This is a genomic window from Citrobacter sp. On2M (assembly GCF_018035235.1).
Lineage (GTDB): Bacteria > Pseudomonadota > Gammaproteobacteria > Enterobacterales > Enterobacteriaceae > Citrobacter > Citrobacter meridianamericanus.
In genome coordinates this window covers 1,203,331-1,229,396 of the sequence record NZ_WPCV01000002.1, presented here as the reverse complement: position 1 = coordinate 1,229,396, position 26,066 = coordinate 1,203,331, and the positions used below count along the sequence as shown (strand labels likewise).

General features: G+C 52.1%; 22 protein-coding genes. 3 read left to right on the top strand and 19 right to left on the bottom strand.

Going from position 1 to position 26,066, the window contains the following annotated elements:
* Window positions 1-86: 86 nt before the first annotated feature.
* The 14 genes from cpsB to On2M_RS07830 all read right to left on the bottom strand — a co-directional run bounded on the left by cpsB (window position 87) and on the right by On2M_RS07830 (window position 14,228).
* A complete protein-coding gene (cpsB, locus tag On2M_RS07895) occupies window positions 87-1,523 on the bottom strand; it encodes a mannose-1-phosphate guanyltransferase (protein WP_187253357.1) in 1,437 nt (478 codons plus the stop codon).
* Window positions 1,523-2,749, bottom strand: a complete 1,227-nt coding sequence (wcaI, locus tag On2M_RS07890) for a colanic acid biosynthesis fucosyltransferase WcaI (RefSeq protein ID WP_151219759.1) — start codon at window positions 2,747-2,749, stop codon at window positions 1,523-1,525. Before wcaI ends, cpsB begins: the two co-directional genes overlap by 1 nt.
* Complete coding sequence (locus On2M_RS07885; RefSeq protein ID WP_151219760.1) at window positions 2,746-3,225, bottom strand: GDP-mannose mannosyl hydrolase; 480 nt, start codon at window positions 3,223-3,225, stop codon at window positions 2,746-2,748. Before On2M_RS07885 ends, wcaI begins: the two co-directional genes overlap by 4 nt.
* A 2-nt stretch (window positions 3,226-3,227) precedes the next feature.
* Entirely contained in the window at window positions 3,228-4,193 is a 966-nt protein-coding gene (locus On2M_RS07880) for a GDP-L-fucose synthase (protein WP_210904589.1), read from the bottom strand.
* Between the two features lie 2 nt (window positions 4,194-4,195).
* Entirely contained in the window at window positions 4,196-5,317 is a 1,122-nt protein-coding gene (gene gmd / locus On2M_RS07875) for a GDP-mannose 4,6-dehydratase (protein ID WP_151219762.1), read from the bottom strand.
* Between the two features lie 24 nt (window positions 5,318-5,341).
* Window positions 5,342-5,896, bottom strand: coding sequence for a colanic acid biosynthesis acetyltransferase WcaF (gene wcaF / locus On2M_RS07870; protein WP_151219763.1), 555 nt, complete (start codon window positions 5,894-5,896; stop codon window positions 5,342-5,344).
* A 9-nt stretch (window positions 5,897-5,905) separates the two neighbouring features.
* Window positions 5,906-6,652 carry a colanic acid biosynthesis glycosyltransferase WcaE gene (gene wcaE / locus On2M_RS07865; RefSeq protein ID WP_210904588.1) on the bottom strand — a complete coding sequence of 249 codons (747 nt, stop codon included), beginning with the start codon at window positions 6,650-6,652 and terminating at the stop codon, window positions 5,906-5,908.
* Between the two features lie 5 nt (window positions 6,653-6,657).
* Window positions 6,658-7,875 carry a colanic acid polymerase WcaD gene (gene wcaD / locus On2M_RS07860; RefSeq protein ID WP_210904587.1) on the bottom strand — a complete coding sequence of 406 codons (1,218 nt, stop codon included), beginning with the start codon at window positions 7,873-7,875 and terminating at the stop codon, window positions 6,658-6,660.
* Window positions 7,850-9,067, bottom strand: coding sequence for a colanic acid biosynthesis glycosyltransferase WcaC (gene wcaC, locus On2M_RS07855; protein WP_187253364.1), 1,218 nt, complete (start codon window positions 9,065-9,067; stop codon window positions 7,850-7,852). The genes wcaD and wcaC overlap by 26 nt, the downstream gene beginning before the upstream one ends.
* The gene (wcaB, locus tag On2M_RS07850; RefSeq protein WP_210904586.1) at window positions 9,064-9,552 is read right to left on the bottom strand and encodes a colanic acid biosynthesis acetyltransferase WcaB; all 489 of its coding nucleotides are present in this window, start codon (window positions 9,550-9,552) and stop codon (window positions 9,064-9,066) included. Before wcaB ends, wcaC begins: the two co-directional genes overlap by 4 nt.
* Before the next feature lie 2 nt (window positions 9,553-9,554).
* Window positions 9,555-10,397 carry a colanic acid biosynthesis glycosyltransferase WcaA gene (gene wcaA / locus On2M_RS07845; RefSeq protein WP_151219765.1) on the bottom strand — a complete coding sequence of 281 codons (843 nt, stop codon included), beginning with the start codon at window positions 10,395-10,397 and terminating at the stop codon, window positions 9,555-9,557.
* A 77-nt stretch (window positions 10,398-10,474) separates the two neighbouring features.
* Window positions 10,475-12,637: a tyrosine-protein kinase Wzc gene (wzc, locus tag On2M_RS07840; RefSeq protein WP_187253366.1), complete on the bottom strand. Its 2,163-nt coding sequence runs from the start codon at window positions 12,635-12,637 to the stop codon at window positions 10,475-10,477.
* Window positions 12,634-13,083 carry a low molecular weight protein-tyrosine-phosphatase Wzb gene (gene wzb / locus On2M_RS07835; protein WP_210904585.1) on the bottom strand — a complete coding sequence of 150 codons (450 nt, stop codon included), beginning with the start codon at window positions 13,081-13,083 and terminating at the stop codon, window positions 12,634-12,636. The genes wzc and wzb overlap by 4 nt, the downstream gene beginning before the upstream one ends.
* 5 nt (window positions 13,084-13,088) lie before the next feature.
* The gene (locus tag On2M_RS07830) at window positions 13,089-14,228 is read right to left on the bottom strand and encodes a polysaccharide export protein (RefSeq protein WP_151219767.1); all 1,140 of its coding nucleotides are present in this window, start codon (window positions 14,226-14,228) and stop codon (window positions 13,089-13,091) included.
* 655 nt (window positions 14,229-14,883) lie between these two features.
* Here On2M_RS07830 and On2M_RS07825 point away from each other — a divergent pair.
* The gene (locus On2M_RS07825) at window positions 14,884-16,467 is read left to right on the top strand and encodes a TerC family protein (RefSeq protein ID WP_210904584.1); all 1,584 of its coding nucleotides are present in this window, start codon (window positions 14,884-14,886) and stop codon (window positions 16,465-16,467) included.
* A gap of 44 nt (window positions 16,468-16,511) precedes the next feature.
* Here On2M_RS07825 and asmA read toward each other — a convergent pair whose 3' ends face one another.
* From asmA to udk, 3 genes are all read right to left on the bottom strand, one after another.
* A complete protein-coding gene (asmA, locus tag On2M_RS07820; protein WP_210904583.1) occupies window positions 16,512-18,362 on the bottom strand; it encodes an outer membrane assembly protein AsmA in 1,851 nt (616 codons plus the stop codon).
* A gap of 26 nt (window positions 18,363-18,388) precedes the next feature.
* Window positions 18,389-18,970 (bottom strand): dCTP deaminase, encoded by a 582-nt coding sequence (dcd, locus tag On2M_RS07815; RefSeq protein WP_003834269.1) that lies wholly within the window; start codon window positions 18,968-18,970, stop codon window positions 18,389-18,391.
* Window positions 18,971-19,061: 91 nt separating this feature from the next.
* Window positions 19,062-19,703, bottom strand: a complete 642-nt coding sequence (udk, locus tag On2M_RS07810; protein WP_151219770.1) for a uridine kinase — start codon at window positions 19,701-19,703, stop codon at window positions 19,062-19,064.
* A 315-nt stretch (window positions 19,704-20,018) separates the two neighbouring features.
* On the opposite strand from udk, the gene On2M_RS07805 reads away from it, so the two are divergent.
* Entirely contained in the window at window positions 20,019-23,348 is a 3,330-nt protein-coding gene (locus On2M_RS07805; protein ID WP_210904582.1) for a diguanylate cyclase, read from the top strand.
* Here the strand turns inward: On2M_RS07805 and alkA are convergent.
* Window positions 23,316-24,185 carry a DNA-3-methyladenine glycosylase 2 gene (gene alkA, locus On2M_RS07800; protein WP_151224702.1) on the bottom strand — a complete coding sequence of 290 codons (870 nt, stop codon included), beginning with the start codon at window positions 24,183-24,185 and terminating at the stop codon, window positions 23,316-23,318. The two genes, On2M_RS07805 and alkA, sit on opposite strands and share 33 nt — an antisense overlap.
* 136 nt (window positions 24,186-24,321) lie before the next feature.
* On the opposite strand from alkA, the gene yegD reads away from it, so the two are divergent.
* A complete protein-coding gene (gene yegD / locus On2M_RS07795; protein ID WP_187258730.1) occupies window positions 24,322-25,674 on the top strand; it encodes a molecular chaperone in 1,353 nt (450 codons plus the stop codon).
* Between the two features lie 99 nt (window positions 25,675-25,773).
* Here the strand turns inward: yegD and On2M_RS07790 are convergent, their stop codons facing one another.
* Complete coding sequence (locus tag On2M_RS07790) at window positions 25,774-25,833, bottom strand: type I toxin-antitoxin system Ibs family toxin (RefSeq protein ID WP_151219965.1); 60 nt, start codon at window positions 25,831-25,833, stop codon at window positions 25,774-25,776.
* Window positions 25,834-26,066: the final 233 nt, after the last annotated feature.

Here is a 26,066-nt window from a genome sequence, read left to right as displayed (position 1 = left end):
ATGAGCCTTTTTAATGAGTGTTAAACGCATTGCCCGGTGCGCATCAGCGCATCAGACATCAGGCATCAGGCATCAGGCATCAGGCATCAGGCGCGCCCGTATCTGTCCGCAAACCGCACCACGTCATCCTCATCGAGGTAAGATCCGGAGCGTACTTCAATCAGATCGAGCGGGATTTTCCCGGGGTTCTCCAGACAGTGGGTCGCCCCCAGCGGAATATAGACAGACTCGTTTTCAGCGAGCAGCTTGATGTCATCATTAATTGTCACTTTCGCGGTACCTGCCACCACCACCCAGTGTTCAGCCCGGTGATGATGCATCTGCACGGACAATCCCTCGCCAGGCTTAACGGTAATTCGCTTCACCTGGTAACGGTCTCCGGCATCAATAGAGTCGTACTTGCCCCATGGACGATAAACTTCACGGTGAATATGGTGCTCATGGCGCCCATCGGCTTTAATTTGCTCCACCACTTTTTTGACATCCTGTACCGCGTTGCGATCGGCTATCAGCACCGCATCTTTGGTCTGCACCACCACCAGATCTTTCACTCCGACGGTGGTTACCAGGCCGGATTCGGCATACACGTAACTGTTTTCCGTTTTGTGACTAATGACGTCACCATGATGCACATTGCCTTCAGCAGTATGGGCACTGATTTCCCACAGCGATGACCAGGAGCCAACATCGCTCCAGCCTGCGTTCATGGGCATCACCACCGCATCCGCCGTACGTTCCATTACCGCATAGTCCACAGACTCTTCCGGACAGGCGAGAAACGCCTGTTCATCAACGCGGATAAAATCGAGATCGGGGTCGACCGTACTCATGGCATTCACACAAGCCTCAAGAATGTCGGGGCGGTACTTTTCCAGTTCTTCCAGGTAACGTCCGGCGCGGAACAAGAACATACCGCTGTTCCAGTAGTAATCACCGCTCGCCACGTAAGCCTGCGCGGTTTCCAGATTGGGCTTTTCAACAAACTGCGCCACTTCGAACGCCACGGCGTCGGTATTCGTTGGCGAAACCTCGCCACGGCGGATATAGCCATAGCCCGTTTCCGGCTGGTCCGGCACGATACCAAACGTCACCAGCTTACCCGCACTGGCATAGGGCATCGCATTGCGTACCGCCTCGCGAAATGCCTCTTCGTCGGCAATCATGTGATCGGCCGCTAATACCAGCAGCAGCGGATCGTCCCCCGGACTTTGACGTTTTGCCGCCAGTGCGGCCAGCGCTATCGCCGGTGCCGTGTTACGTCCGGCGGGTTCGAGAATAATATTCTCAGTCAGCTTGTGCAGTTGCCGTAGCTGTTCCGCGACGATGAAACGGTGTTGTTCATTACAGATAACCACCGGGCTTTCACACTCCACGCCGTTCAGACGACAGATCGTTGTCTGCAACATGGTGAGATCGCCTTTCAGACACAGGAACTGCTTTGGATACAGCACGCGGGACAGCGGCCATAAACGGCTACCCGAGCCACCGGCCATCACCACTGGAAAGAGTTTGCTTTGACTCATCATGAACCCCGAATATCAGCAATAAATTGGCTTAGCACGTTATCTTTATCCAGCGTGCGTTCGGCATAGTCACGTGCCACCGTATTGACTTTTGGCATCATCAACGCCTGTTGAATACCGCAAACCAGCGCGTTTACCGATTCCGGCTCCACGCATACTGCGATGCCTGGAACAATGTTACAGAGCTGCCCCAGCTCGGTTTCTGGCTCGGCGGTAATCACCGCGTTACCACCAACAGCGAGGATATTGGTCAGTTTGGAGGGCAATACGGCATCTGCCGCACCGCGCTTTTGCACGACAAGATGGCAATCTGCAATCTTGAGCAACGCTGGCAGCGCGTCATAAGATTGCAGCGGAAAAAACAGCACATTGTTCAGGCCACGTTCACGGACCATACTCTCCAGTCGCGCTTTACCCCCGCCCTGCCCAACAATCACAAATAGCCAGGGGTGCTCGCTCAGCTCCACTGCGGCGTTAATCACGCTCTCCAGCCCCTGCTTTTCACCAATATTGCCTGAATAAAGAACAATCTTTTGGGAGACAGGTAATCCCAGCTTCTGGCGCAACGCCAGGGCCTCGGCGTCGCTCACATCGCGAAAACGCGCCACTTCCGACCAGTTCGGGAAGAAAATAACCTTGTGCGGCGCAACGCCTTTTTCCATCGCTTTACGCATCATGGAACGAGAGATGGTCGAAATATGGTCCATATTCAACAGTCCACTGCGCTCAAAGGCGCTGGCCAGTTTTGCTACTACGCCGCGCTTGCCGTTGCCCGCCATACCAAGCCCCAACATGGCATCGACTTCGTAATCCTGAACGTGCAACAACGTGCGCGCACCACACAGTTTTGCAAGCAGACGCATACCCGGCGTGCAAAACAGCGTCGGTACCACGCCGATAATGCGATCTGGCTTCCAGCGACGCTGCGCCAACAGCGGGAAGAAACTGCTCAGGGCGAAACTGCCTAAATGCAGCAGGCGCTTGAGCGTTGAGGGTTGCTCAGGCACATACAACGGACAACGCCAGACGAGGGCGTCGCCCTCTTCACGACGATAGCGCCAGGATGAATAGCGACCATTAACTTTCCATTGCGGATAATAAGGTGGTGCGGTGATCACCCGCACGTCATGACCTTGTTGCGCCATCCACTGCACCATTTCACCGGTGTACTTGCCGATACCGGTCAGCTCCGGCGAGTAGTTAATGCCATACACCAGGATCCTCATAGCCCGGGTACTCCGGCCTGACTCTTCTCACAGAAATAAGCCCGGCTATTGTCGTGCACATCCTCATTGACCAGAATCTCTGTCGCCGCCAGCCAGCGGTAGGCATCATGTTGTGCATCAGGCAGTTGCAGGTCGTTTTCTGATACGCGCAGACGAAATCCCAGCACGATGTAATGCGTTGAGAAATCATCCCCGGAAAAGTTGTCATCGTAGAAGTGCTGCCAGACACCATAAAACTCAGCGGCGGACAGCGGTAGACGCAACCCCAACTCAGCTTCAGTCAGCCGTTCAAAAGCCGCATGTAGCGATTCATCTTTTTGCACCCGACCGCCGGGCACGAACCAGTAGCCCTGCGCCGGACGATTGAGACGCTTGCCGAGCAGAAACTCTCCCTCGGCGTTTTCCACGATCAAGTCGATAGAAATCAGCGGGGTTGAACGTACGACGGTGGCAAAATCCTCATGACGTAAAAACATGCTTACCCCCGATAACGCTGCTGGTTTTCAAGGAACCACTGCCAGGTGCTGGCAAGCCCTGCCTCAAGTGATATCTCGTGATACCAGCCCAACTGATGCAAACGCGTAACGTCGAGTAATTTGCGCGGCGTCCCGTCCGGTTTGCTGGCGTCAAACACCACGCGCCCCTTGTAACCCACTACCTTTGCAATGGTCTGGGCCAGTTCACGGATGGTGCAGTCCACGCCGGTCCCCACGTTGATATGCGACAGCATCGGCTGGGTATATTCCTGCCAGACTTCATGAGCCAGCTCCATTACGTGGATGCTGGCCGCCGCCATATCATCCACATGCAGAAACTCGCGCATCGGCGTGCCGCTTCCCCACACCACCACATCCGGCGCATTTTGCTCGCAGGCTTCGTGAAAGCGGCGCAGCAGCGCCGGGATCACATGCGAATTGCTCGGATGAAAATTGTCATGCGGCCCGTACAAATTCGTCGGCATTACCGAACGATAATCACGGCCATACTGACGGTTATACGATTCACACAGCTTGATGCCGGCTATTTTGGCAATCGCATACGGTTCGTTGGTCGGCTCCAGTTGCCCCTGCAACAGTTCGCTTTCGGCTATTGGCTGGGAGGCATGTTTGGGATAAATGCAGGATGACCCGAGAAACAGCAGTTTATTCACGTTATGCAGGTGCGCCGCATGAATGATGTTGCTCTCAATCATCATGTTTTCGTAAATAAAATCAGCGGGATAACTGTTATTAGCTACAATTCCACCCACTTTTGCCGCCGCCAGGTACACCTGGTCAATACGTTCAGCGGCGAAGAACTGACGCACCGCGACTCCGTCCAGCAGGTTAAGTTCATCGCGGGTACGCAGCACCAGTTCGACATTATCTCGCTGCGATAATTGTCTGACGATGGCGGCCCCCACCATCCCGCGATGGCCCGCCACAAAAATACGTTGTGTCTTCATCCTTAGTACTCCAGCGCGATGGCGACCTCGTAACCGTGCGACTTCAGCAGAGAGTGTTTCTTCGCCGCCTCAAGATCGTTGGCAACCATTTCCGAGATCATCTGGCGCAGGGTGATTTCCGGTTTCCAGCCCAGTTTTTCATGTGCTCTGGCCGGGTCGCCCAATAGCGTTTCTACTTCTGCCGGACGGAAATAGCGCGGGTCGACGGCAATCATTACGTCGCCTGGCTTCACGCCCGGCGCATCGTGTCCGGTCACGGAAACCACAATGCCTTTTTCATTCACGCCTTCACCTTCAAAACGCAGTTTGATACCCAGTTGCGCCGCCGCCATTTCTACAAACTGACGCACGGAGTACTGCACGCCGGTGGCAATCACGAAATCTTCCGGCTTTTCCTGCTGCAGCATCATCCACTGCATCCTGACGTAATCTTTGGCATGTCCCCAGTCACGCAGCGAATCCATGTTGCCCAGGTACAGGCAAGACTCCAGCCCCTGAGCGATGTTGGCGATAGCACGGGTGATTTTGCGCGTAACGAAAGTTTCGCCGCGGCGCGGAGATTCGTGGTTAAACAGAATGCCGTTACAGGCAAACATTCCGTAAGATTCGCGGTAGTTGACGGTTATCCAGTAGGCGTACAGCTTAGCCACAGCATACGGCGAACGCGGGTAAAACGGCGTGGTCTCTTTCTGCGGGATTTCCTGCACCAGGCCGTAGAGTTCTGAGGTGGAGGCCTGATAGAAACGGGTCTTCTTTTCCAGACCAAGGAAGCGGATAGCCTCCAGCAAACGCAACGTACCTATTGCATCGACGTCCGCGGTGTATTCCGGCGAATCAAACGACACCGCGACGTGACTCATGGCGCCCAGGTTATAGACCTCGTCCGGTTGGACCTCTTTTAAAATACGGGTCAGGTTGGAGGAGTCCGTCAAATCGCCATAGTGCAGATGGAATTTGGGGTTGCCTGAATGCGGATCCTGGTAGATATGGTCCACACGTTCGGTGTTGAATGATGAAGCGCGACGCTTAATGCCGTGCACTTCATACCCTTTTTCCAGCAGGAATTCTGCCAGGTAAGAACCATCCTGCCCGGTTACGCCAGTGATGAGAGCGACTTTTGACATGTTATTACCTCTTAAATGATCCCCTCAGGGAGTAACTTTCTCGACGCGTTCGCGCGTGACTACTGCGGGGTTTCCCCGACAAACGACATTTGCTGGCAGCGATTTAAATACGCTGCTGCGTGCTCCAACGACGGTGCCATCGCCAATCGTCACGCCTGGCGCGACAAAGACATCTGTCGCCAGCCAGCATTTATCGCCAACCACAATCGGTGTGGCGTTAATATCAAAATATTGGCTGGCGTAATCATGACTTCCGGTACATAAATAACTTTTTTGCGAAATAACCGCGTGTGCGCCAATCGTAATATTACCCAACGTATATAAAACCGCGTCATCACCCACCCAGGCATAATCTCCCAGGGTTAATTTCCACGGATAAGTAATTTTTACTGAAGGTCGAATAACTACGTTTTTTCCTATTTTCGCACCGAACATTCGTAATAAAAACGCACGCCAGCGATACATTACCTGGGGTGACCAGCGAAACAGTGTTGCCTGTACCGCCCACCATAATTGCACTTTAATAGCGCCGCCACCGCGAAAACCTTTCGGCACGCTGAAGCCGCTTAAATCCTGCATAATGTGACCTTACGTTTTGCCATATAATGTTTTTGTTTTACCGGTTGTACGCAGCCGTAAATATTCTGACAACCCGGTCCAAAAACCTGGCATGTGTAATATCTGCCGCTGTACCTTTTTGGCATCCCGGCACAATTCCAGATTATTCGTCGTTGACACTCCGCCCATCGAAAACTCCGACACCAGCCCGTTCAGCTTTTTAAAAGCAAATCCGGACTTATATAATTGGGCGGCCAGCGCGTAATCGGAAGATATTTTATATTGCAAATCATAACGCCAGACATTCAGTCCAGAGACTGGAAAGAAGATGGCCTGATGGCTGGCGGGCAGACTGTGATAAATATACCACCCCGGCTTTGCCCGTCGTTTTATTTTTTTTCCATTGCCAAAATCCAGCAACGCGTCGCCTATAACCATGGTTTTATCACTCTGCGTTTTTAACTGGCGGATGAACTGAGCCGCATCGGCATGCAGAATATCCCCGGAATTGAGGAACAGCGCAAAGCGCCCGCACGCCATCGCAATGCCTTTGTTCATCGCATCATAAATGCCGTTATCCGGTTCGCTGACAAACCGTAACCGGTGTTCTCCACCGAGACCTTCAAGAAACGCCGACGTACCGTCAGAGGAGCCGCCATCAACAACAATCCACTCAAAACTGATATCGCTCGCCTGCGCCAAATGTGCCAGCGACGCATGTGTTTTGACGATCCCTTCCAGATTACGAAAGGCGACGGTAATAATACTGAGCAGCATGTGATTTACCTCGCGATGTTCAGCGCCTTGCGCAAAATAAACGGACAGACAATTAAAAATGCGTATTCCGGACTAAATACCGACCCTGTAAAAAACAGCGACAGCGGCGTAAACAGATAAAGCTGCACCCGGTAATTCGGATTATCGCCAAAAGCATTTATCATCATCTTCATGACTTTCCCCATGTACCACAGGGCTAATATCACCGCAAACCATGAAAAATAAATAATCAACAGATACAAACCATTGTCTATTGTTTTACCAACATCTGCACCGTTAAAAATTCCGAATGACGCAACATATTCATAAAGTGAGCCAAATCTCACTACCCCATCAACATTCAGTAACGAATAACCGACCATCACTAGCGGCCCCACGATTCGATAATACGATGATGACCCCTCGGTGCCTAAATCCCCAAGGCGCGTTGCGATGTACGGAAACGCAAATATCACGCCGACTAAAAACACGCTTAATGAGATTATCGCCAGCGGCAACTTCTTTTTTATCGCATCTTTATTCAGGTACTGGAATGCCCACTCCAGGAGATAGAACAAAATAAACGTCATCACCCCTGAAAATGAACCCGATAATATTATCCCTGCCAGAATCATAGCATCGGACTTAGGGGTTTTGATACCAAACTGTTTGATACTGAGCCAAATTGAGATTAACGCCAGAGCGAAGAATGCCGGTTCGAAATAAAGCGCAGTGGTGCGCTTCCCGCCAAACTTAATAAAGTTCAGAACATAACTGTTACTGTAAATAAGATATTTCGAAATAGCTTCCATTAAGCTGCTGCCGCCGCTAAGAATGATTTGCGCCATTTCAACTGCAGCTAACCCCACCACCAGTCCCACGACCAGCCAAAAAAAACGCAAAATCTTAATGTAGTTATGCGGCGAAATCGTTTTGAAGCGAATACTCCATACCATGCCAATAATCACCACGGTATAGATAAACAGCATAGCGGACGTCACATACTTACTGGCATCCAGTGACTGACCAAACAAATAGTTAAATACCGTCAGCCCGCCCCCCAAACCCAGCGCTATCATTAGCTTTTTAATATTGATGCGTTCAACAAACAGCAACAGCAGAACAGGTAAGAATGTGACGAGGGTTATCGGGAAGCTCTCGCCAAGCTGAGCAAGTTTGACGTTAACCAGCAGATAAAGCAGCGGTAGCACCAGATAGCTACAGATTCTGATAGAACGAGACATATTCCTCCAGCATCTGTTGCCCACTGTATGCCACCCGGCTGCGCTGGCTAAATTCGGCAAGCGACGTGTTAAAGACTGCCTGCGCAATGTCTGATTTTTTCAGTTGCACCAGTTGCAAAACGTCTGATTCACTGAACGTTTTGCCGCCCGATTTTTCCAGCACTTCCCGCGCGGCATCGCTGTGCGTGGCAATCACCGGTACGCCGATGGACAGCGCTTCGCACAGAATCAGCGGGTAGTTATCAACGCGAGAACTGAACACCAGGCCGTCCATCTCGTTAAGCGCGCTCATCAACGTTCGTTTATCGCTTTCAAACCCGTGGTTGATGACGTTATCCCCGACAAATGGCGAAAATTTGCCAAAAGTATGCAGTTCAACTTTGTCGCCGAGCGCGATAATCTCCCGCACCAGCTGTTGACGGGTTTTCCCGTCATAGCGCAGATCATGAGCCACCACGGCAATTTTCGGTCGACCGCTCTCCTCATGCTTAGCGGGAAGCTCGGCAAGAATGGCTTCAGTTGCCACATCGATGCCGTTGTTAATAATGCGGCAGCACCCTACGCCATACAGGCTGTTGAATGCGTCGGCCACATGTTGACTGGGCGAGATAAACTGGCAGCCCACCGCCAGCATGGCGCGAAACATCTGTCGCTTACCGGGCAACTGCTGATGGGCTTTATCGATTTTTACCGGCGGATAGTTGCTGAGCGTTGGGCATTTCTGGCAGCCCGTTTTCCAGCTTTCACAGCCATCTGTAAATGCACAGCGCCCGGTCACGCTCCAGTGATCGTGTAGCGTCCAGACGAAGGTGATATCTGGTTTGTGCACCTTCACTTTTTGGCAAAAGGTGACCACTTCTTCCAGATTCAACCAGTAGCTGTGCAACACATGAAAATGCAGTACCAGCGGGCCGGTAGTGCAAGTAACCGTACGGTATAACTTGTCGAGATTGCCAAACATATCGCGATTGGCGAAACGGAACAGCGCAATATTTGCCGCCGAGGTCAGACGTGGCGTATGTTTGATAACCTGCGGGTAATTCGCGTGGCTGGCGCTTTTCTTGCCCCCTTTGCCATAGCCGTAGATAAAACGCGACGACAGTCCTTTCTTCAGCGCTCTCAGATGCAAATCCAACGCCACCCCTGCTGCCCCGCCTTCTGCGAGTCGCACATTAAACTGTAATATCTTCATTTTATTACCTTCGCTCGTGCCTTCTCGCCCACGACCAGCGCATTGTCCGGAATGCTATCCACCACCACGCTGCCAGCGCCAATCGTCACGTTATCGCCAATCGTAATATCACCGAGCAGAGTGACGCAGGCCCCCAGTTCAACGCCATTACCGATGACCGGACAGGACTGGTCGTTGCCACCAGAATTGCCGATAGTGACGCCGTGGCGCACGGTGAAGTCATCCCCCGCCACCACGTGTTTATTGATCACCAGCCCATAACCATGGTGGATGGTGAAACGACGACCAATAGACGCAGCAGCCTGAACCTCATATCCAAACAGACATTCCGTGATCAGGCGATATAGCACCAGCACTGGTGCGGCCCACAGGTTGTTCAGGACATTTTTTTTACGCCATACAGAGCAAAAATGGGCAATCCGATAGGCCACCACCATACAGCAGGGACGCAGACTCCAGCTGTTGGCGCGTAAATCTTCCAGCATACTTAGCGCCCTCGCAGTCCGTCGGCCAGACGCTTACTGTTGCGAACGGAAAGCAGCGTCAGCAGCGTCCGCCAGTTCATCCGTTTGTTGCGGATCTGATAGAGAGTAAACAGCTGATATTTCTTGCTGGCCCGGTCAAATTTGCCTTTGTGTTTGCGGTAAAACTGAAAGTAGCCGGAGAATTTTTTCGGCGATGAAGTAATACGCATTTCACCGTGATTGACATGCAGGATCTGCGTTGCCTCTTTAACCTTCCATGGTTTGCCATACGCCACCACCATGCGCAGGAAGATGTCGTAATCCTGCGCCGCTTTTAGCGTGGTATCGAACAGGCAGGCTTTAAATCGCCAGGCCCAGGTAAACACCTGATTGCCAATGATGTTGCGCTTGTAAAATTTACGGCGTGAATAGCCGGATTTCGGATAGATCGGCAGGCTGGTCGGCTGAGAATACACTTCGCCTTCACAGACATAATCATTGGCATACAGAAACGCCCGCGTGACCAGATGATGACGATAGTTGAGAAAGACGCTCAGGCGGTTCGGCGTCCATTCGTCATCATCATCAATCCCCGTAATATATTGCCCGCTGGCCTGCATGATGGCTTGATTACGTACCGCGCAGGCCCCGGAGTTGGTGGCATTGTGCGTGTAAGACACGCGCGGATCGCTGAGTTCCTCAACAAACTGCTGCAGTTGCTCATACGAGGAAGAGCAATCATCTACAATGATCATCTCCCAGTGAGGATAGTCCTGGCGCAATACTGATTTAATCGCCCGGATGGCCAGCTGCTGACGATTCCAGGTTGGCATATAAATTGAAATGAGTGGGTTGTCTGTCGTCATTTTCGTTTCCCAAATAAAGTTGCCTGATGGCGCTGCGCTTATCAGGCCTACATTTGATATGCGTTACTGTGCGTTATCTATTTCGCATCCGACGTGTACTCGTATTCGTAGTAACCGTAATCCTGATATCCGCTGGCGCGGCGGAAAATAGAGTTAAGGATCACCCCTTTCACCTGAATGCCGTTTTGCTCAAAGCGACTCAAGCTGGTTTCCACCTCTTTCAACGTGTTGACCGCGTAACGTGCCACCATCAACGTGGTTCCGACGTGACGCCCCACGATAGCCGCATCGGTCACCGCCAGAATTGGCGGGGTATCAATCAGCACCAGGTCATAGTGTGAGCTGGCCCAGGCAATCAGTTCGCCAAAGCGCTCGCTCATCAGTAGCTCAGAAGGATTGGGAGGGATTTGTCCGCGCGGGATCAGATCGAAATGCGCAATGGCTGTCGTTTTCGCGCTGGTTGAGATATCCCCCTTGCCGATGAGGATCTCAGACAGACCGTTGAGGTTATTGGTCCCCAGCAGTTCGTGGGTATAGCCTTTGCGCATGTCGCAGTCGATCAACAGCACGCGTTTGTTGGTCTGGCTGATGACCGCCGCGAGGTTGGCGCAGACAAATGTTTTACCAATCGACGGGCTGACGCCGGTAAGCATCAAAACATTGTTACGCGCCTGCATCATGGCAAAATGCAGACTGGTGCGCAGGCTGCGGATCGCTTCGATGGCGAGATCCGTCGGATTCCCCACCGCCAGCAACTGGCTTTGCTTGTAACGTTTCACACCTTTAATGGTTTGCACGTTATCACGCGCTTTTTGCCATTCAGACAGCGGAATACTGGCATATACGCTGATGCCGTGTTCTTCCAGCGCCTGGGGGCTTTCAATACCGCGATTAAACAGCGACCGTAGCAGGACGCCCACCACAGAAAGCATCAAGCCGAGAATGATACTGCCGAGGATAATCAACGCCGTTTTCGGCTTCAGTACACCGGGTTGAGCAATCGCCGGATCGACAATGCGCACATCTCCGACCGTACTGGCTTCGGTAATCTTTAGTTCTTGTTGCTTGTTCAGCAACTGCATATAGACCTGCTGACCAGACTCCACGTCACGCGTCAGGCGAACAATCTCCTGCTGCGTTTTCGGCATCGCCGTTACGCGCCCGTTTAGCTTGCTTTTCTCATCTTCCAGCGCCTGGCGTTTTTCCAGCAGCGTACGATACGCCGGGTGCGCTTTGGTGAACAACTTGGAAATCTCCGCTTCTTTGAAGGTCAGCTCATTGAGCTGAGCATCAATGTTCACCATCGAATCCAGCACCGCTTTGGCTTCCAGCGGCAAATCCACAGAGTCTTTGTCCTGACGAAAAGCGTTCAGCTTGTTTTCGGCAACATCCAGCCGGTTACGCACTTCGGGCAACTGTCTGGCCAGAAAAGCCAGACTTTTAGCGGCTTCTTCAGACTTACGCTCTACGTTTTGTTGCAGATAGTTGCGGGTAATACTGTCGAGGATCCGACGGATTTGCTCACGGTCTTCGCCGGTAAAGGTCAGGCTCAATACGCCGGTATCTTTGCCGGTTTCTGTCACCATCAGATTATTTTGCAAGGTGTTGATCATGCCCAGCGTGGAGAATTTAGTGACGGTAAAACGACTCTCAGGGCTGGCATGAATAGCCCCGACCAGCATCGTCACACCGTCTTGCTTCAGCATCTGCCCAACCCGTCCCTGAGCGCTAAAGCCCTCGTCACTCACCAGCTGATAGCGTTTGTCATCCAGTACGCTGAGCGTGAAGGTCTGTCCGTTCATTGCCTTTGGCAGCGTAAAGGTGGTCACATTAACCGTTTCGTTCTGGCGACCCATTAACCTTTCCCAACCAGCGCCAAATATGGGGAATGTTTCTTTGGTAACACCGATATCCAGATTGAGATCGTCTACCGTTTTCCCCAGCACCAGTCTTGACTGGATGAGCTGAATTTCCGCTTCCGAGGCCGGAGGTTTGTTCGACAGCGCAGAGCCAATATCCTGCACCAGTGAATTTCCGGTATTTTGCTCAATTTGCACCAGCGCGTCCGCACTGTAGATGGGTGTAGCAAACAGCGTGTAAACTGCGGCACACAACGCAAAAACCGCAGTAATGCCAAGCACCCACCAACGGGCTTCTACCACCGTTGCGACCAGACGACCAATATCGATTTCATCATTGCCCGTTACCGGCGCTGCAGACTGTTTAACTTTTTCTGTCATTGTTTTCCCTGCTCTGCGTTCAGTGCCTGAGCCCATTGGCGGGCAGACCGTTCAAGTAAGGCGTACACCGCGTCAAACGCGTCACGACTTTTACGATACGGATCGGGAATTTCGCGCTCACTGTCCCAGTGACCAAAGAGCATCACTTTGCCCCGCATCTCCGGTACCATTTCGCACAGGGCTGAGATATGCCGTTTTTCCATGGTCAGGATCAGGTCATACTCCCGGCACATTCGTCCCGAGATCTGCCGGGCACAATGATTTTCCAGTGACAGGTTGTGCGCCTGTGCTACGCTAATCGCGCGCGGATCCGCACCTTTCCCCACCAGCGCCCCGAGGCCAGCAGAAGAGACCGTCAACGCCGGGTGAAATTGCCTTAACAAGCGCTCCGCCGTCGGAGAGCGGCAAATGTTCCCCACACAGACAACTAAGATTTTGTTAAACATGATGATTACCAGTTGTGAAGGTCGCTGGCCGTGTCCGTCATATAGCGAACACCGCTAATAGTCGGCAGCAACTGATTGATCAAACGGTTCCAGCGAGCAACCGGCGCGGTAGTGACATACACCACATCGTATGGCTGGAGTCGGAATGACGTCGCCATTACCAGCGATGTCGCATCGGACATATCAAGCTGATAAATATTGGCGATCTTGCCGTTGTTTCCACCCTCACCTTTAAGTGGACGAATAACGAAAATACCGCTGGCGTTGGAAGTGGTCAGATCGATACCTTCCGCGTTGCCGAGCGCTTCGGTGAGCGTCATGCCGCTGAAGTCCATTTTGAGGGTGCTCTGTTTTTTCACTTCTCCCATCACGAAGACTTTCAAATCGTCATTACGCGGGACAAACAGAATGTCGCCAGGATAAAGCAGACGGTTCTGGCTCAGGTCGCCATTTTGCATCAGCGCTTGCAGTGAAATGCGTTGTTCCTTCCCGTTATGCGTCAATACAACGTTGCGCCAGTCTGCCGCCTCGGTAAGACCACCTGCGGCGTTAATGGCATCGAGAACGGTAAGTGGCACGTTGGTGATGGCCTGCTGGCCAGATTTGTTTACCTGCCCAGAGACATAAGCCTTCTGCGAGCGGAAAGCGGCGATATTAACGTCCACCTGCGGGTCAGCAATGTACTTCGCTAAGCGCCCGGTAATATCACTACGAATTTCGGCCAACGTCTTTCCGACCACCCTGACTTTGCCGATGTAGGGGTAAAACATGGTGCCATCAGGCTGCACCCAGTTGCCGGTATCGCTTGAGCTACGGTACTGTCCGGCTGGCGTGGTAAGTTCAGGGTGATCCCAGACGGTCACATTCAGAACATCACCCGGGCCGACCCGATACTGATACTCAGCAATCTCCTGGTCCAAAGACATATTAGGCTGCGCAACATTAGGTCGGGGACGTAATTGTTCGACCAGTCGAGGGGTGAGCGGGTAAACATTCACCATGCGATCGATATCAAAATCAGCGTCCTGCTGTTTAATCACATCTTTGCCCATCGTAGACATATTGCTGCCCGGTAGTACGGTACAACCGTTTATCAAGATTACCGATACCAATACTGGCATCAATTTAAGTTTGGATTTCATCATTGATTATTTATCACTTTGGCAGAGTAATTATCACGTGCGATCTAAATAGCGACCTCGCCTGTACGTATTTACCTTGCCGTTAATTGAAATGAAATTTAACTGGCATCAGTCCTAAAAAAATGAATTCATCTGCGAGCTCTTGACAAAATAATTTAGGCTTGTCTCAGGCGACCAGACACGCTACCGTCCCTGGCTTTATTAGCTACCAATGCACTGATTAATTTTAATTTTCACCTTCTCCTTTATTTTCATCACATTCAGAACGACAACGCATCGGGAATATCGTCGCTGGTTGATGAAGATATATTTACCTTTTGATTATTACCGGAGGAATTGTTACAGCTAAGCGAAAGTCAGGCAAGATAACAAACCATCAACAACTTGCTTTTAAGATTAATATTAAGCGCTGTACTTTTATATTTTTAGGATTTTATTGATGTTGACAACGCAGCTATTAAAATACCTTACCTGCGATATTTCCTAAATATATCCGGATTAACAAAATAGTTTCCTGTAGTGACATCAGGGCTATTATCTCGTGTCTAACCTGATATCGCCGACAGAGAAATCCCTGCCCCGCCATTGCATTTTTCGCCAGTTTTACCCATGATCGAATTGTGACAATTGTCATACAACTATGGGTATAGCATTTACTATGGAATGGATTGCCGATCCGTCAATCTGGGCCGGACTCGTCACGTTAATCGTGATCGAACTTGTTCTTGGCATTGATAATCTTGTTTTTATTGCCATCCTCGCGGAGAAACTGCCTCCTGCCCAGCGGGATAAGGCGCGTATTACCGGGCTACTGCTGGCGATGGTCATGCGCCTGCTGCTGCTGGCATCGATATCCTGGCTGGTGACGCTGACCACGCCGCTGTTCAGCATTCGCGACCTGAGCTTCAGCGCGCGCGATCTGATCATGCTGTTCGGTGGTTTCTTCCTGCTGTTTAAAGCCACCATGGAACTCAACGAACGGCTGGAAGGGAAAGACAGCGATAACCCCACCCAGCGTAAAGGCGCTAAATTCTGGGGTGTCGTCGCGCAAATCGTCGTACTGGACGCTATCTTCTCCCTGGACTCCGTCATTACCGCGGTTGGGATGGTCGATCACCTGGCAGTGATGATGGCTGCGGTGATTATTGCCATCAGCCTGATGGTGCTGGCGAGCAAGTCGCTGACGCGCTTTGTCAACAGCCATCCAACTATCGTTATTCTGTGCCTGAGCTTCTTGCTGATGATTGGTTTCAGCCTGGTCGCCGAAGGATTTGGCTTCCATATCCCGAAAGGTTACCTGTACGCCGCCATCGGTTTCTCGGTCATGATTGAAGCACTGAACCAATTGGCTATCTTTAACCGTCGTCGCTTCCTGTCAGCTAACCATACCTTGCGCCAACGTACTGCTGAAGCGGTAATGCGACTCTTAAGCGGGCAAAAAGAAGACGCTGAACTGGATGCTGAAACCTCAGCGATGCTGGCGGATCATCATGAAGGTCAGATTTTTGCCCCGCAGGAACGGCGGATGATAGAACGTGTGCTGAACCTTAATCAGCGAACCGTCAGCAGCATCATGACCTCGCGCCATGATATTGAACATATCGACCTCAATGCGCCGGAAACAGAAGTCCGCGCTTTGCTGGAAAAAAACCAGCATACGCGTCTGGTGGTCACCGGTGAAGACGAGCAGGAAGAGCTGCTGGGCGTGGTGCATGTCATCGACCTGCTGCAGCAGTCCCTGCGCTGTGAACCGCTTGATTTACGCGTCTTGATTCGTCAGCCGCTGGTGTTCCCGGAAACGCTGCCGCTGCTTCCGGCGCTCGAGCAGTTTCGTAACGCCCGGACGCACTTCGCTTTTGTTGCCGATGAATTTGGTTCCGTCGAGGGGATTGTGACACTCAGTGACGTAATGGAAACCATCGCCGGTAATCTGCCGAACGAGGTTGAGGAGATTGATGCCCGCCACGACATTCAGAAAAATGCTGATGGTTCATGGACCGCTAACGGTCATATGCCGTTGGAAGATCTGGTGCAGTACGTACCTATTCCGTTAGATGAAAAACGTGAGTATCACACCATTGCCGGGCTGTTAATGGAGTATTTGCAGCGCATCCCGAAAACCGGGGAGGAAGTTCAGGTTGGCAACTACCGACTGAGAACTCTGCAGGTGGAAAATCATCGCGTGCAAAAAGTCCAGCTGATACCGCTACACAGTGAAGAAGAGATGGATTACGAAGTGTAAGTCACAAGCCGGATGGGGCATCAGCCGCCATCCGGCAATTTGAATCAGAGTTTATCCAGCAATTTTTTAACATCTTTACCGTTGCGGGAGTCTTTATTACGATCGGCCCAGTCGTTGAGGCGACGTTTCGCTTCATCCTGCAAATGCTTCCGCAATAGCTGGTCGACCTGCAGACTATAATTAAGCGCTTGCCACTGGCCGTACACCCTGAGAGGAACCGGGGTGGCTTTCAGGAAGTTAATCAACTTACTTTCGCCTTCCCAACCGCCCAGCACGCGAATGTTAAACAGCGTGTCGCAATTCTGCTTCACCAGATCCAGCGTTCCCTTGCCGGTCAGCGCCAGCATAGCGGACTCGCCGGCCATGTTATCCAGCGTTACCTCGCCGTTATCCAGCGTCATATCGGTCACGAAGTGATCCAGCCGGGTCACGTTCTCCATATTTTGCTGGGCTTTAGCATCTCCACCGCTACGCTCAACGGCCTGCTGTATCATCTGCTGGAAGTTCATCCCTTCCATTCGCGTATCGTTCATTTCGACACGGGCCTGCCCTTGCCAGCTGTGACGAAACGCCTGGGCATCAATATCTGAGCCAGAGAAATCACCTGTCAGAGAAAGTTTACCCGTGAGAGCGATTGGGTAATCGAAGGCTTTCAGGATTGCGCCAATTTCGACACCGTCGAGGCGCGGATGGAAGACCGCTCGCGGCTGTCCTTTTCTGGCATCCAGCGTGCCCGGAAGCGACACCAGCCCACCGTCACTTTTCCCTTGCAGCTGCGCAACGTTTAATAAACCGAACTGGTTGTCTATTTTTGCCGAGACATTGTCAAACGCCATTTTCCGCCACAGCACTTTGTCCGCTTGCAAAGTGATGTCTGCCGCAAATCCCTTGAGACCTTGATAAGAAACAGCATCAACCTGCGAAGCAATGACAGGGCGCGCCAGCGTCGACTGACTCTGACCTTGCTGTACCTCACTGTTCTTCGTCACGGGATCACGTTGCACGAGTAGATTGTCCAGATTGAGCTGACTAAATTTCAGGTCAACGGTCCATTCTGGTTTATCCAACAATGTCACCTGAACTTGCCCAGCGAGAGAGCTGTCGTTAGCAGTCAAATGAATCTGGTTAAACGTGAGCTGTTTTTTCTCTTCCTGCCACTGCGCCTGAAGCTGTCCCTGACCGTTAATCCCCTGCGGCGGTAGATCGGCCCCTTGCAGTTGCCAGCTTATCTGCGCAATATTCGCGGATAAGTTATGCGGATAATCGGAAGCATCAACAGTACCGTTGAAGGATAACGCGAGGTCACGCTGATCGCGGTTCACGCGCCCGGAGAAATCAAACGTGCCGCGGTGCTGGTTATCTTGTTCCATCTCCAGCCGGATATCACGAACCGTGACCTGCTCATCGTCCTCATGCTGGAATACCAGAACGCTATCAGCAACGCGCAGACGGGCGATATCAAAGGACCATCCTTTGTCTTCAGCCATGTCGGGCAACGTATTGTCTTTTGGAGCCACGGGTGCATCTTTTCCACGCACCGCCTCAGTTTGCGGGGTCAGTTGAATCACCGCGCCCTTGAGCATCACCTGCTTAACGCTGAGCTGATGGCTCAGCAACGGCCACAACGCGACGTCAAGACGCATATTATCGGCACGAACCAGAGGCTCGCTGGCACCTTCCGCCGTTAGCACCATGCGCCCTGAGAGGATACTCAACTGAGGCCATACGTGCCAACGCAGAGGACCATCCAACTGCAGTTGATATCCGCTACGCGCAGCAACCTGCTTGACCATATACGAGCGGAAATCATTCGGATTCACCAACAGTACTAACGCAGAAAAACCGGCCACCAGCACGACCAGTAGGATCATCAGCGTCGTCAGAAATCGTCTCATGCTATCCCCAATGGACTGAAAAACACTCAGTCTTTATCGATCCGGCTGGCAACGGCGCCCTGCTGATCGCGATACTTCGCGTCCTGACGACGGTTGTAGGGTCGCGCCGCCGGACCGGAAAGCGGTTCGAAACTTAATGCGCCAATCGGCATGCCAGGACGCAGGGCCAGCGGTAATTTTCCGGAGTTGTAAAATTCCAGCACGATGCAGCCTGACCAGCCCGGATCGATGCGGTGCGCGGTGACGTGTACCATCAGTCCCAGACGTGCCAGCGAAGAACGGCCATCTAACCAGCCGACAAGATCGGAAGGCAGCGTAACGGATTCGAACGTCACGGCCAGCGCCAGTTCTCCCGGGTGCAGGAAAAACGCCTCGCCATCTTTGAGGACGATTTCATCACTCATCACGCGATCCAGCGCGGCGCTGACTTCATCTTTTGGTCCACTCAAATCGATATACGCCGCCGTATGACCCCGGAACGTACGGAATTTGTTGCCAAGACGCACATCTACCGTGGCGCCATTGATTCGCTCGACAGGAGGGCGGGGAGTGATCGACAGGCGACCTTCATCCAACCAGGCTTCAATATCTCGGTCACATAAACGCATGGCACTTTCTCCTTTCGTGCTTCAAACCCTTAATGCCAGGTGCGTTAAGGGCGAACCAGGTTATCACTGAACGGTACACAATTCGCTGAACTTATTCAAAGAACTGACTAATTTTAGCCTTCAGAATATCGATGGCGATGCGGTTTTTCCCCCCGCGCGGCACAATGATGTCGGCGTATTGTTTTGAAGGCTCAATAAATTGCAGGAACATTGGGCGGACGGTTTTCTGGTATTGCGCCATTACCGAATCCATTGAACGACCACGTTCGTTCACATCCCGCTTGATACGGCGCATCAGGCAAATATCCAATGGCGTATCAACGAAAATAGAGAAGTTCATCTCTTCACGCAAACGCGCATCCGTCAGCAGCAGAATGCCTTCCAGAATAATCACTTTCTTGGGTTCAATATGAATAGTGTCCTGCGTACGCGTGTGCTCGACATAGCTGTACACGGGCAGTTCAATAGCACAACCACGTTTCAACGTTTGCAGATGTTGAAACAGCAGGCTGTGGTCCATCGCATTCGGATGGTCATAGTTAGTTTTAACACGTTCTTCCATCGACAGATGGCTTTGATCTTTGTAATAGCTGTCTTCGGGAATAACGCCAATATGTTCGTCACCGACTTGTTCACGCAATTCGCGATAAAGAGTACTGGCAATAAGACTCTTGCCGGAAGCCGATGCGCCGGCAATGCCGATAATGACGCACTGATGGGACTGATCAGTCATAAATTTAGCGACCTGATTAACCTGGATGTAAGGAAGGGCGGCGTCGAAACGCCAAACGCGGCAATTATAGGGATTTCAGCGGCGCGATGCCAGCCCAGCCTGCACCAATGCCGTCCCTGTCGCAAATTAAAATGGTCAGTTTTAAAGCAGGTGCTTTATTTATTCCCATGGCTTAGGAATTAATAGCTTGAGAGTGTTAATTTATGAGCTGCTGGCGTATAAATTGTAAATTATTTGTACTAGCATAATCCCAGATTAAATGTGATGCCTCCGGCGTCTCTACTGGGCGTCATCGGCTATTTGGGTAGAGTGGTAATGAGTAAACAATCCCAACATGTTTTAGTTACATTACCTCATCCTCTACTGCGCCTGGCCAGTTTAGGTCTGGTGGCGTTCATCTTTACGCTGTTCTCGCTCGAACTATCACGTTTCGGCGCACAGCTGGCACCGCTGTGGTTCCCAACCTCAATCATGATGGTGGCCTTTTACCGTCATGCAGGAAAAATGTGGCCGGGGATCGCACTGGCCTGCTCTTTGGGTAACATCGGCGCTTCTTTGCTCTTCTTCCCCAGTGAGTCGCTGAATTTCACCTTCACGGCGATTAACATTATTGAGGCTGTCGTTGGCGCAATGCTCTTGCGTAAACTTTTACCCTGGTACAATCCTTTACAAAATCTTAACGACTGGGCGCGCCTGGCATTTGGCAGCGCGGTTGTTCCGCCGCTGCTGGGCGGCATATTAATGTGGATGTTGCTGCCGAAGGAAACTACGTTAAATACCTTTCTCATTTGGGTACTGTCAGAATCCATCGGCGCGCTGGCGCTGGTGCCGCTGGGTTTACTGTTTAAACCCCATTATTTGTTGCGCCATCGCAATCCACGTTTACTGTTTGAGACCCTGATTACACTGTTGGTGACCTTAACGCTCAGTTGGCTGTCAATGATGTACATTCCATGGCCGTTTACCTGCGTTATTGTCCTGCTGATGTGGAGCGCCGTGCGTCTGCCGCGAATGGAGGCGTTTTTAATATTCCTCAGCACCGTGATGATGGTTTCGCTGATGTTGGCCGCCGACCCTTCGCTGCTCTACACCCCCAAACTGAACATGTTTACCAGCATTCCCTGGCTGCCGTTTTTAATGATCCTGCTGCCAGCCAATATGATGACCATGGTGATGTACGCATTTCGGGCTGAACGTAAACATATCTCAGAAAGTGAATTACGCTTTCGCAACGCGATGGAATATTCCGCGATTGGCATGGCGCTGGTCGGTACCGAGGGGCAGTGGCTGCAGGCCAATAAAGCCTTGTGCCAGTTTCTGGGCTATAGCCAGGAGGAGCTACGTTCACTCACCTTCCAGCAATTAACCTGGCCGGAAGATTTGAATAATGACCTCGAACAGTTGGACATGCTGGCACGCGGGGAAATCAACAGCTATTCCATGGAAAAACGCTATTACACCCGCGCGGGCGAGGTTGTCTGGGCCTTGCTGGCGGTGTCACTGGTACGTCATAGCGACAATACCCCACTCTACTTTATCGCCCAGGTTGAAGACATTAACGATCTCAAGCATACCGAGTGGATTAATAAACGGCTGATGGAGCGCATTACTCTCGCGAATGAGGCCGGTGGGATCGGCATTTGGGAATGGGAACTGCAGCCTGATGTGATCAGTTGGGATAAGCGTATGTTCGATCTGTATGAAGTTCCCCCACATATCAAACCCAGTTGGCAAGTCTGGTATCAATGCCTCGTGCCTGAAGATCGCGAGCACGCCGAAAATGTGATTCGAGATTCGTTGGCCGCGCGGGTTCCGTTTAAGCTTGAGTTTCGTATCACGGTGAAAGATGGCGTACGGCATATCCGTTCGTTGGCCAACCGGGTGCTTAATAAAGACGGTGAAGTCGAACGCTTGCTTGGCATCAATATGGATATGACCGAAGTGAAGCAGCTTAACGAAGCGTTGTATCAGGAAAAAGAGCGCCTGCACATTACGCTTGATTCCATTGGCGAAGCCGTGATTTGTATTGATGTCGATATGAACGTGACCTTTATGAATCCGGTCGCTGAGAAAATGAGCGGTTGGCAGCAGGAAAGCGCGATCGGCATACCACTCCTGACGGTACTGCGTATTACCTTCGGTGATAACGGCCCGCTGATGGAAAATATCTACAGTGCCGACATGTCCCGCACCGCAATTGAGCAGGAAGTGGTGCTGCATTGTCGCAATGGCAACAGTTATGACATTCAGTACAGCATCACGCCCCTTAGCACCCTGGATGGCGGCAGCATTGGCTCGGTGCTGGTCATACAGGATGTCACCGAGTCGCGTAAAATGCTGCGCCAGCTTAGCTACAGCGCTTCGCATGACGATCTGACGCAGTTGGCCAATCGAGTCAGCTTTGAAAACCATCTTAAACAGTTGCTGCATACAGTACACGACGCACGCCAACATCATGTGCTGGTTTTTATCGATCTCGATCGTTTTAAAGCAGTGAACGACAGCGCAGGTCATGCCGCGGGCGATGCCTTGCTTCGCGAACTCTCTTCACTGATGCTGAGCATGCTGCGATCCAGCGATATGCTGGCGCGCCTTGGCGGCGACGAGTTTGGTCTGTTGCTGCCAGATTGCAATATCGAAAGCGCCCGCTTTATCTCAGGCCGCATCATTAGCGCCATTAACGATTACCACTTCATGTGGGAAGGCCGCTTGCACCGCATTGGCGCCAGTGCGGGGATTACATTGATTGATGAGAAAAACCATGTTGCGACCGAGGTTATGTCTCAGGCGGATATCGCCTGCTACGCGGCGAAAAACAGCGGGCGCGGACGAGTCTGCGTCTATGAACCCCAGCAAAGTCAGGCCCATGCCACGCGTAGTCAACTGTCATTGGATGAACAAAGACACTCCATCACCCATAACCCCATGCTGATGATCGCCAGGGGCGTGGCCTCCCCGCGTATACCAGAGACGTTTAGCTTCTGGCTTGTTTCATTACGTTTAGGCACCGAGGAAGGCGAACTGATTGAAGAGCATTCTTTCCGTACCGGACTGGTCGATCCCGCATTGAATCAAGCCCTCGACCGCCGGGTATTCCGCGAATTCTTCCAGAACGCTGCTCCGGCAGTCGCCAGCAAGGGGCTCAGTATTGCCCTGCCCCTTTCCGCCGCAGGTTTGCTCAATTCAGAACTTGTTGATGAGCTACTGGAACAATTGCAACGCAGCCCGCTACCGCCACGGTTGTTGCACCTGACCGTTCCAGCCATCGTCATCAAAACAAATCCTACGTTGGCAGTATCCGTCCTGCATCGGCTACGTCAGTTCGGCTGTCGAATTGTGTTAAGTCAGGTTGGCCGTGATTTAGAGCTTTTTGACAATCTGAAATATCACATGGTTGATTACCTGTTACTCGACAGCGAGCTAAGCGCCAGCGCCCACGGTGACCTGATTGACGAAATGTGGGTGTCCATTATCCAGGGCCATGCCCAGCGCCTCGACATTAAAACCATCGCTGGCCCGGTGCAACTACCGCTTATCATGGATACGCTCTCTGGCATCGGTATCGATATGATTTATGGTGACATTATTGCCGACGCCCAACCTATAGATCTGCTACTGAATACCAGTAATTTCGCTATCAACTGACGGCTGCCAGCCATCTGTATACCAGATATGCAAGAGCGCGTAGGAGCGCCAGGGTATCCAGCGCTCTGCATACCGTCGGATCTGGGCTGGCGTCATACCAGGAAATCGCTGTTTAATCAGATAATCATCCGGCAGAAATACATCCTTCGCCTGCCAACCACGCAGCGCGAAATAATTGGCGGTCCAGCGCCCTATCCCGGGAAACGTTTGTAGTTGCTTAACGCCTTGCTCAATATCGTCAGGCGCGGCTGTCAGCAGCGTTCCTTCAAGCGTTGCGCGAGCCAGGTAAATCAACGCTTCAGCGCGTTTGAGTGGCATACCTAACGCTTTAAGATGCAATGGTTCGGCTTTAGCTAACGCTTCAGGCGTAGGAAAACAAACGTACCCGGGAGCATCCTCCAGCATATCCCCATAAGCAAGCGCGACTTTCGCCGTCAGTTTTGCCGCCATCGCCACGCTGACTAACTGCCCTAAAATCGCCCGTACGCCTTGCTCAAAAACATCGACACATCCCGGCAGACGCAGTCCCGGACGCGCCGCACCGAGACTTCCTAGCGCGCTGGTGATTTGTTGTGGACAGCAGTTCAGATCGAACAGGCGCGTTATTTTTTCCAGGCACACGGAGGAGACCGGCTGTAATCCCTGGCTCAACGTCACCTGTAGCGCGTTGGCCTGCAGATCCGCGACGACGCGTACCAGACCACAATGTCCTTCAACGGAGAGGCTTCTGACATAACTCAGTTCACCTACAGTTTCGACACCTTCAACCGCACGGGCGGCAAGAAACCCCAGCATCCAGGGCCAGTCATAAGGCGGTTGCCAGCTCAGCGTGAACATTCAGTTTTCCTTTTTACGCAAACCTACAGCATAAACGGTATTCAACCGATACGCCTTGCTTTCATATTCCAGTTGTCGGGGCGTCAACATTTCGTTAAAGTCACGCCCCTTCTTCACTGGCATGGGGATTTTTACGGTGTTTATTGGTTTTGACTACGGTACGGCAAACTGTTCAGTGGCCGTTATGCGTGACGGGCAGCCACACCTGCTCAAAATGGAAAATAACAGCACGCTGCTGCCTTCAATGCTGTGCGCGCCAACGCGTGAAGCAGTCAGCGAGTGGTTGTATCGTCATCACGACGTCCCAACAACGGACGATGAAACGCAGGCGCTGCTTCGCCGGGCAATGCGCTTTAACCGCGAAGAAGACATCGACGTTAACGTCAACAGCGTGCAGTTCGGTCTGTCGTCGCTGGGTCAGTATATTGCAGACCCGGAAGAGGTGTACTTTGTTAAATCACCAAAATCATTTTTGGGTGCCAACGGTCTGAAGCCGCAGCAGGTTGCGCTGTTTGAGGATCTGGTCTGCGCGATGATGTTGCACATACGCAACCAGGCGCAAAATCAGTTGCCGGAAGCGATCACCCAGGCCGTTATTGGTCGCCCCATCAACTTCCAGGGGTTAGGTGGCGATGATGCCAACGCCCAGGCGCAAGGAATTCTTGAACGTGCGGCCAAACGCGCCGGTTTTCAGGATGTCGTCTTCCAGTACGAGCCGGTCGCGGCTGGGCTGGATTTCGAAGCCACGCTACTGGAAGAAAAACGTGTGTTAGTGGTGGATATTGGCGGGGGTACGACCGACTGTTCACTGCTGCTGATGGGGCCGCAATGGCATCAGCGCGCCGATCGCGAAAATAGCCTGCTGGGACACAGTGGCTGTCGCGTAGGCGGGAACGATCTGGACATCGCGTTGGCGTTTAAACACCTGATGCCGCTGCTCGGCATGGGGGGAGAAACGGAAAAAGGTATCGCCTTACCTATTCTTCCCTGGTGGAATGCGGTCGCGATCAACGATGTTCCCGCGCAAAGTGATTTCTACAGTAGCGCCAACGGTCGCTTGCTCAACGATCTTGTCCGCGACGCGAGAGAAGCCGATAAAGTCGCACTGTTGCTTAAAGTCTGGCGCGAGCGTCTGAGTTACCGCCTGGTGCGCAGCGCAGAAGAGAGCAAAATTGCGCTTTCCGACCAGACTATCGTTACAGCGGCGATCCCGTTTATCAGCGACACGCTGGCAACCGATATCAGTCAGCACGGTCTGGAAACTGCACTTAATCAACCCCTGGCGCGTATTCTGGAGCAGGTGCAACTGGCGCTGGAAAACGCACAGGAAAAACCGGACGTGATTTACCTGACCGGCGGTAGCGCGCGTTCGCCGTTGATCAAAAAGGCTCTCACCGAGCAGCTTCCTGGGATCCCTATCGCGGGCGGCGATGATTTCGGCTCCGTCACCGCCGGACTGGCCCGCTGGGCTGACGTTGTTTTCCGCTAAGCGGCCCGCAGGCTTAAAGGTACGCGTATTGACGTCATCGTTACTGTGTCTTATTTTCAGGAGTGAGGGTTAGGGAGGGTTTCCCCTCCCCCTGGTGTCTTAGTAAGCCGCGAAGCTAATGACGAAGAGTATCACCAGTATGATGACCTGCTTCATCATAACCTTTTCCTTATTTTGGTCCCTTCCTCGGGAGGGGCTTTCCCGTTCCAGCGTCCCGCTGAAATCTCTGGCTTACCTCCTTTTGCCTTGGCTGCACTCTAACGCACAATGACGCATTCGCTATTTTCGCCGCAGATTGTTGTGTAACGCCTCGCAAAGCCGCATCGGCATTCAGACGAATCCAGACAGTGTTTCATAATTCCTCCATCTTTCACCCTTGTTCACTGGCTAAA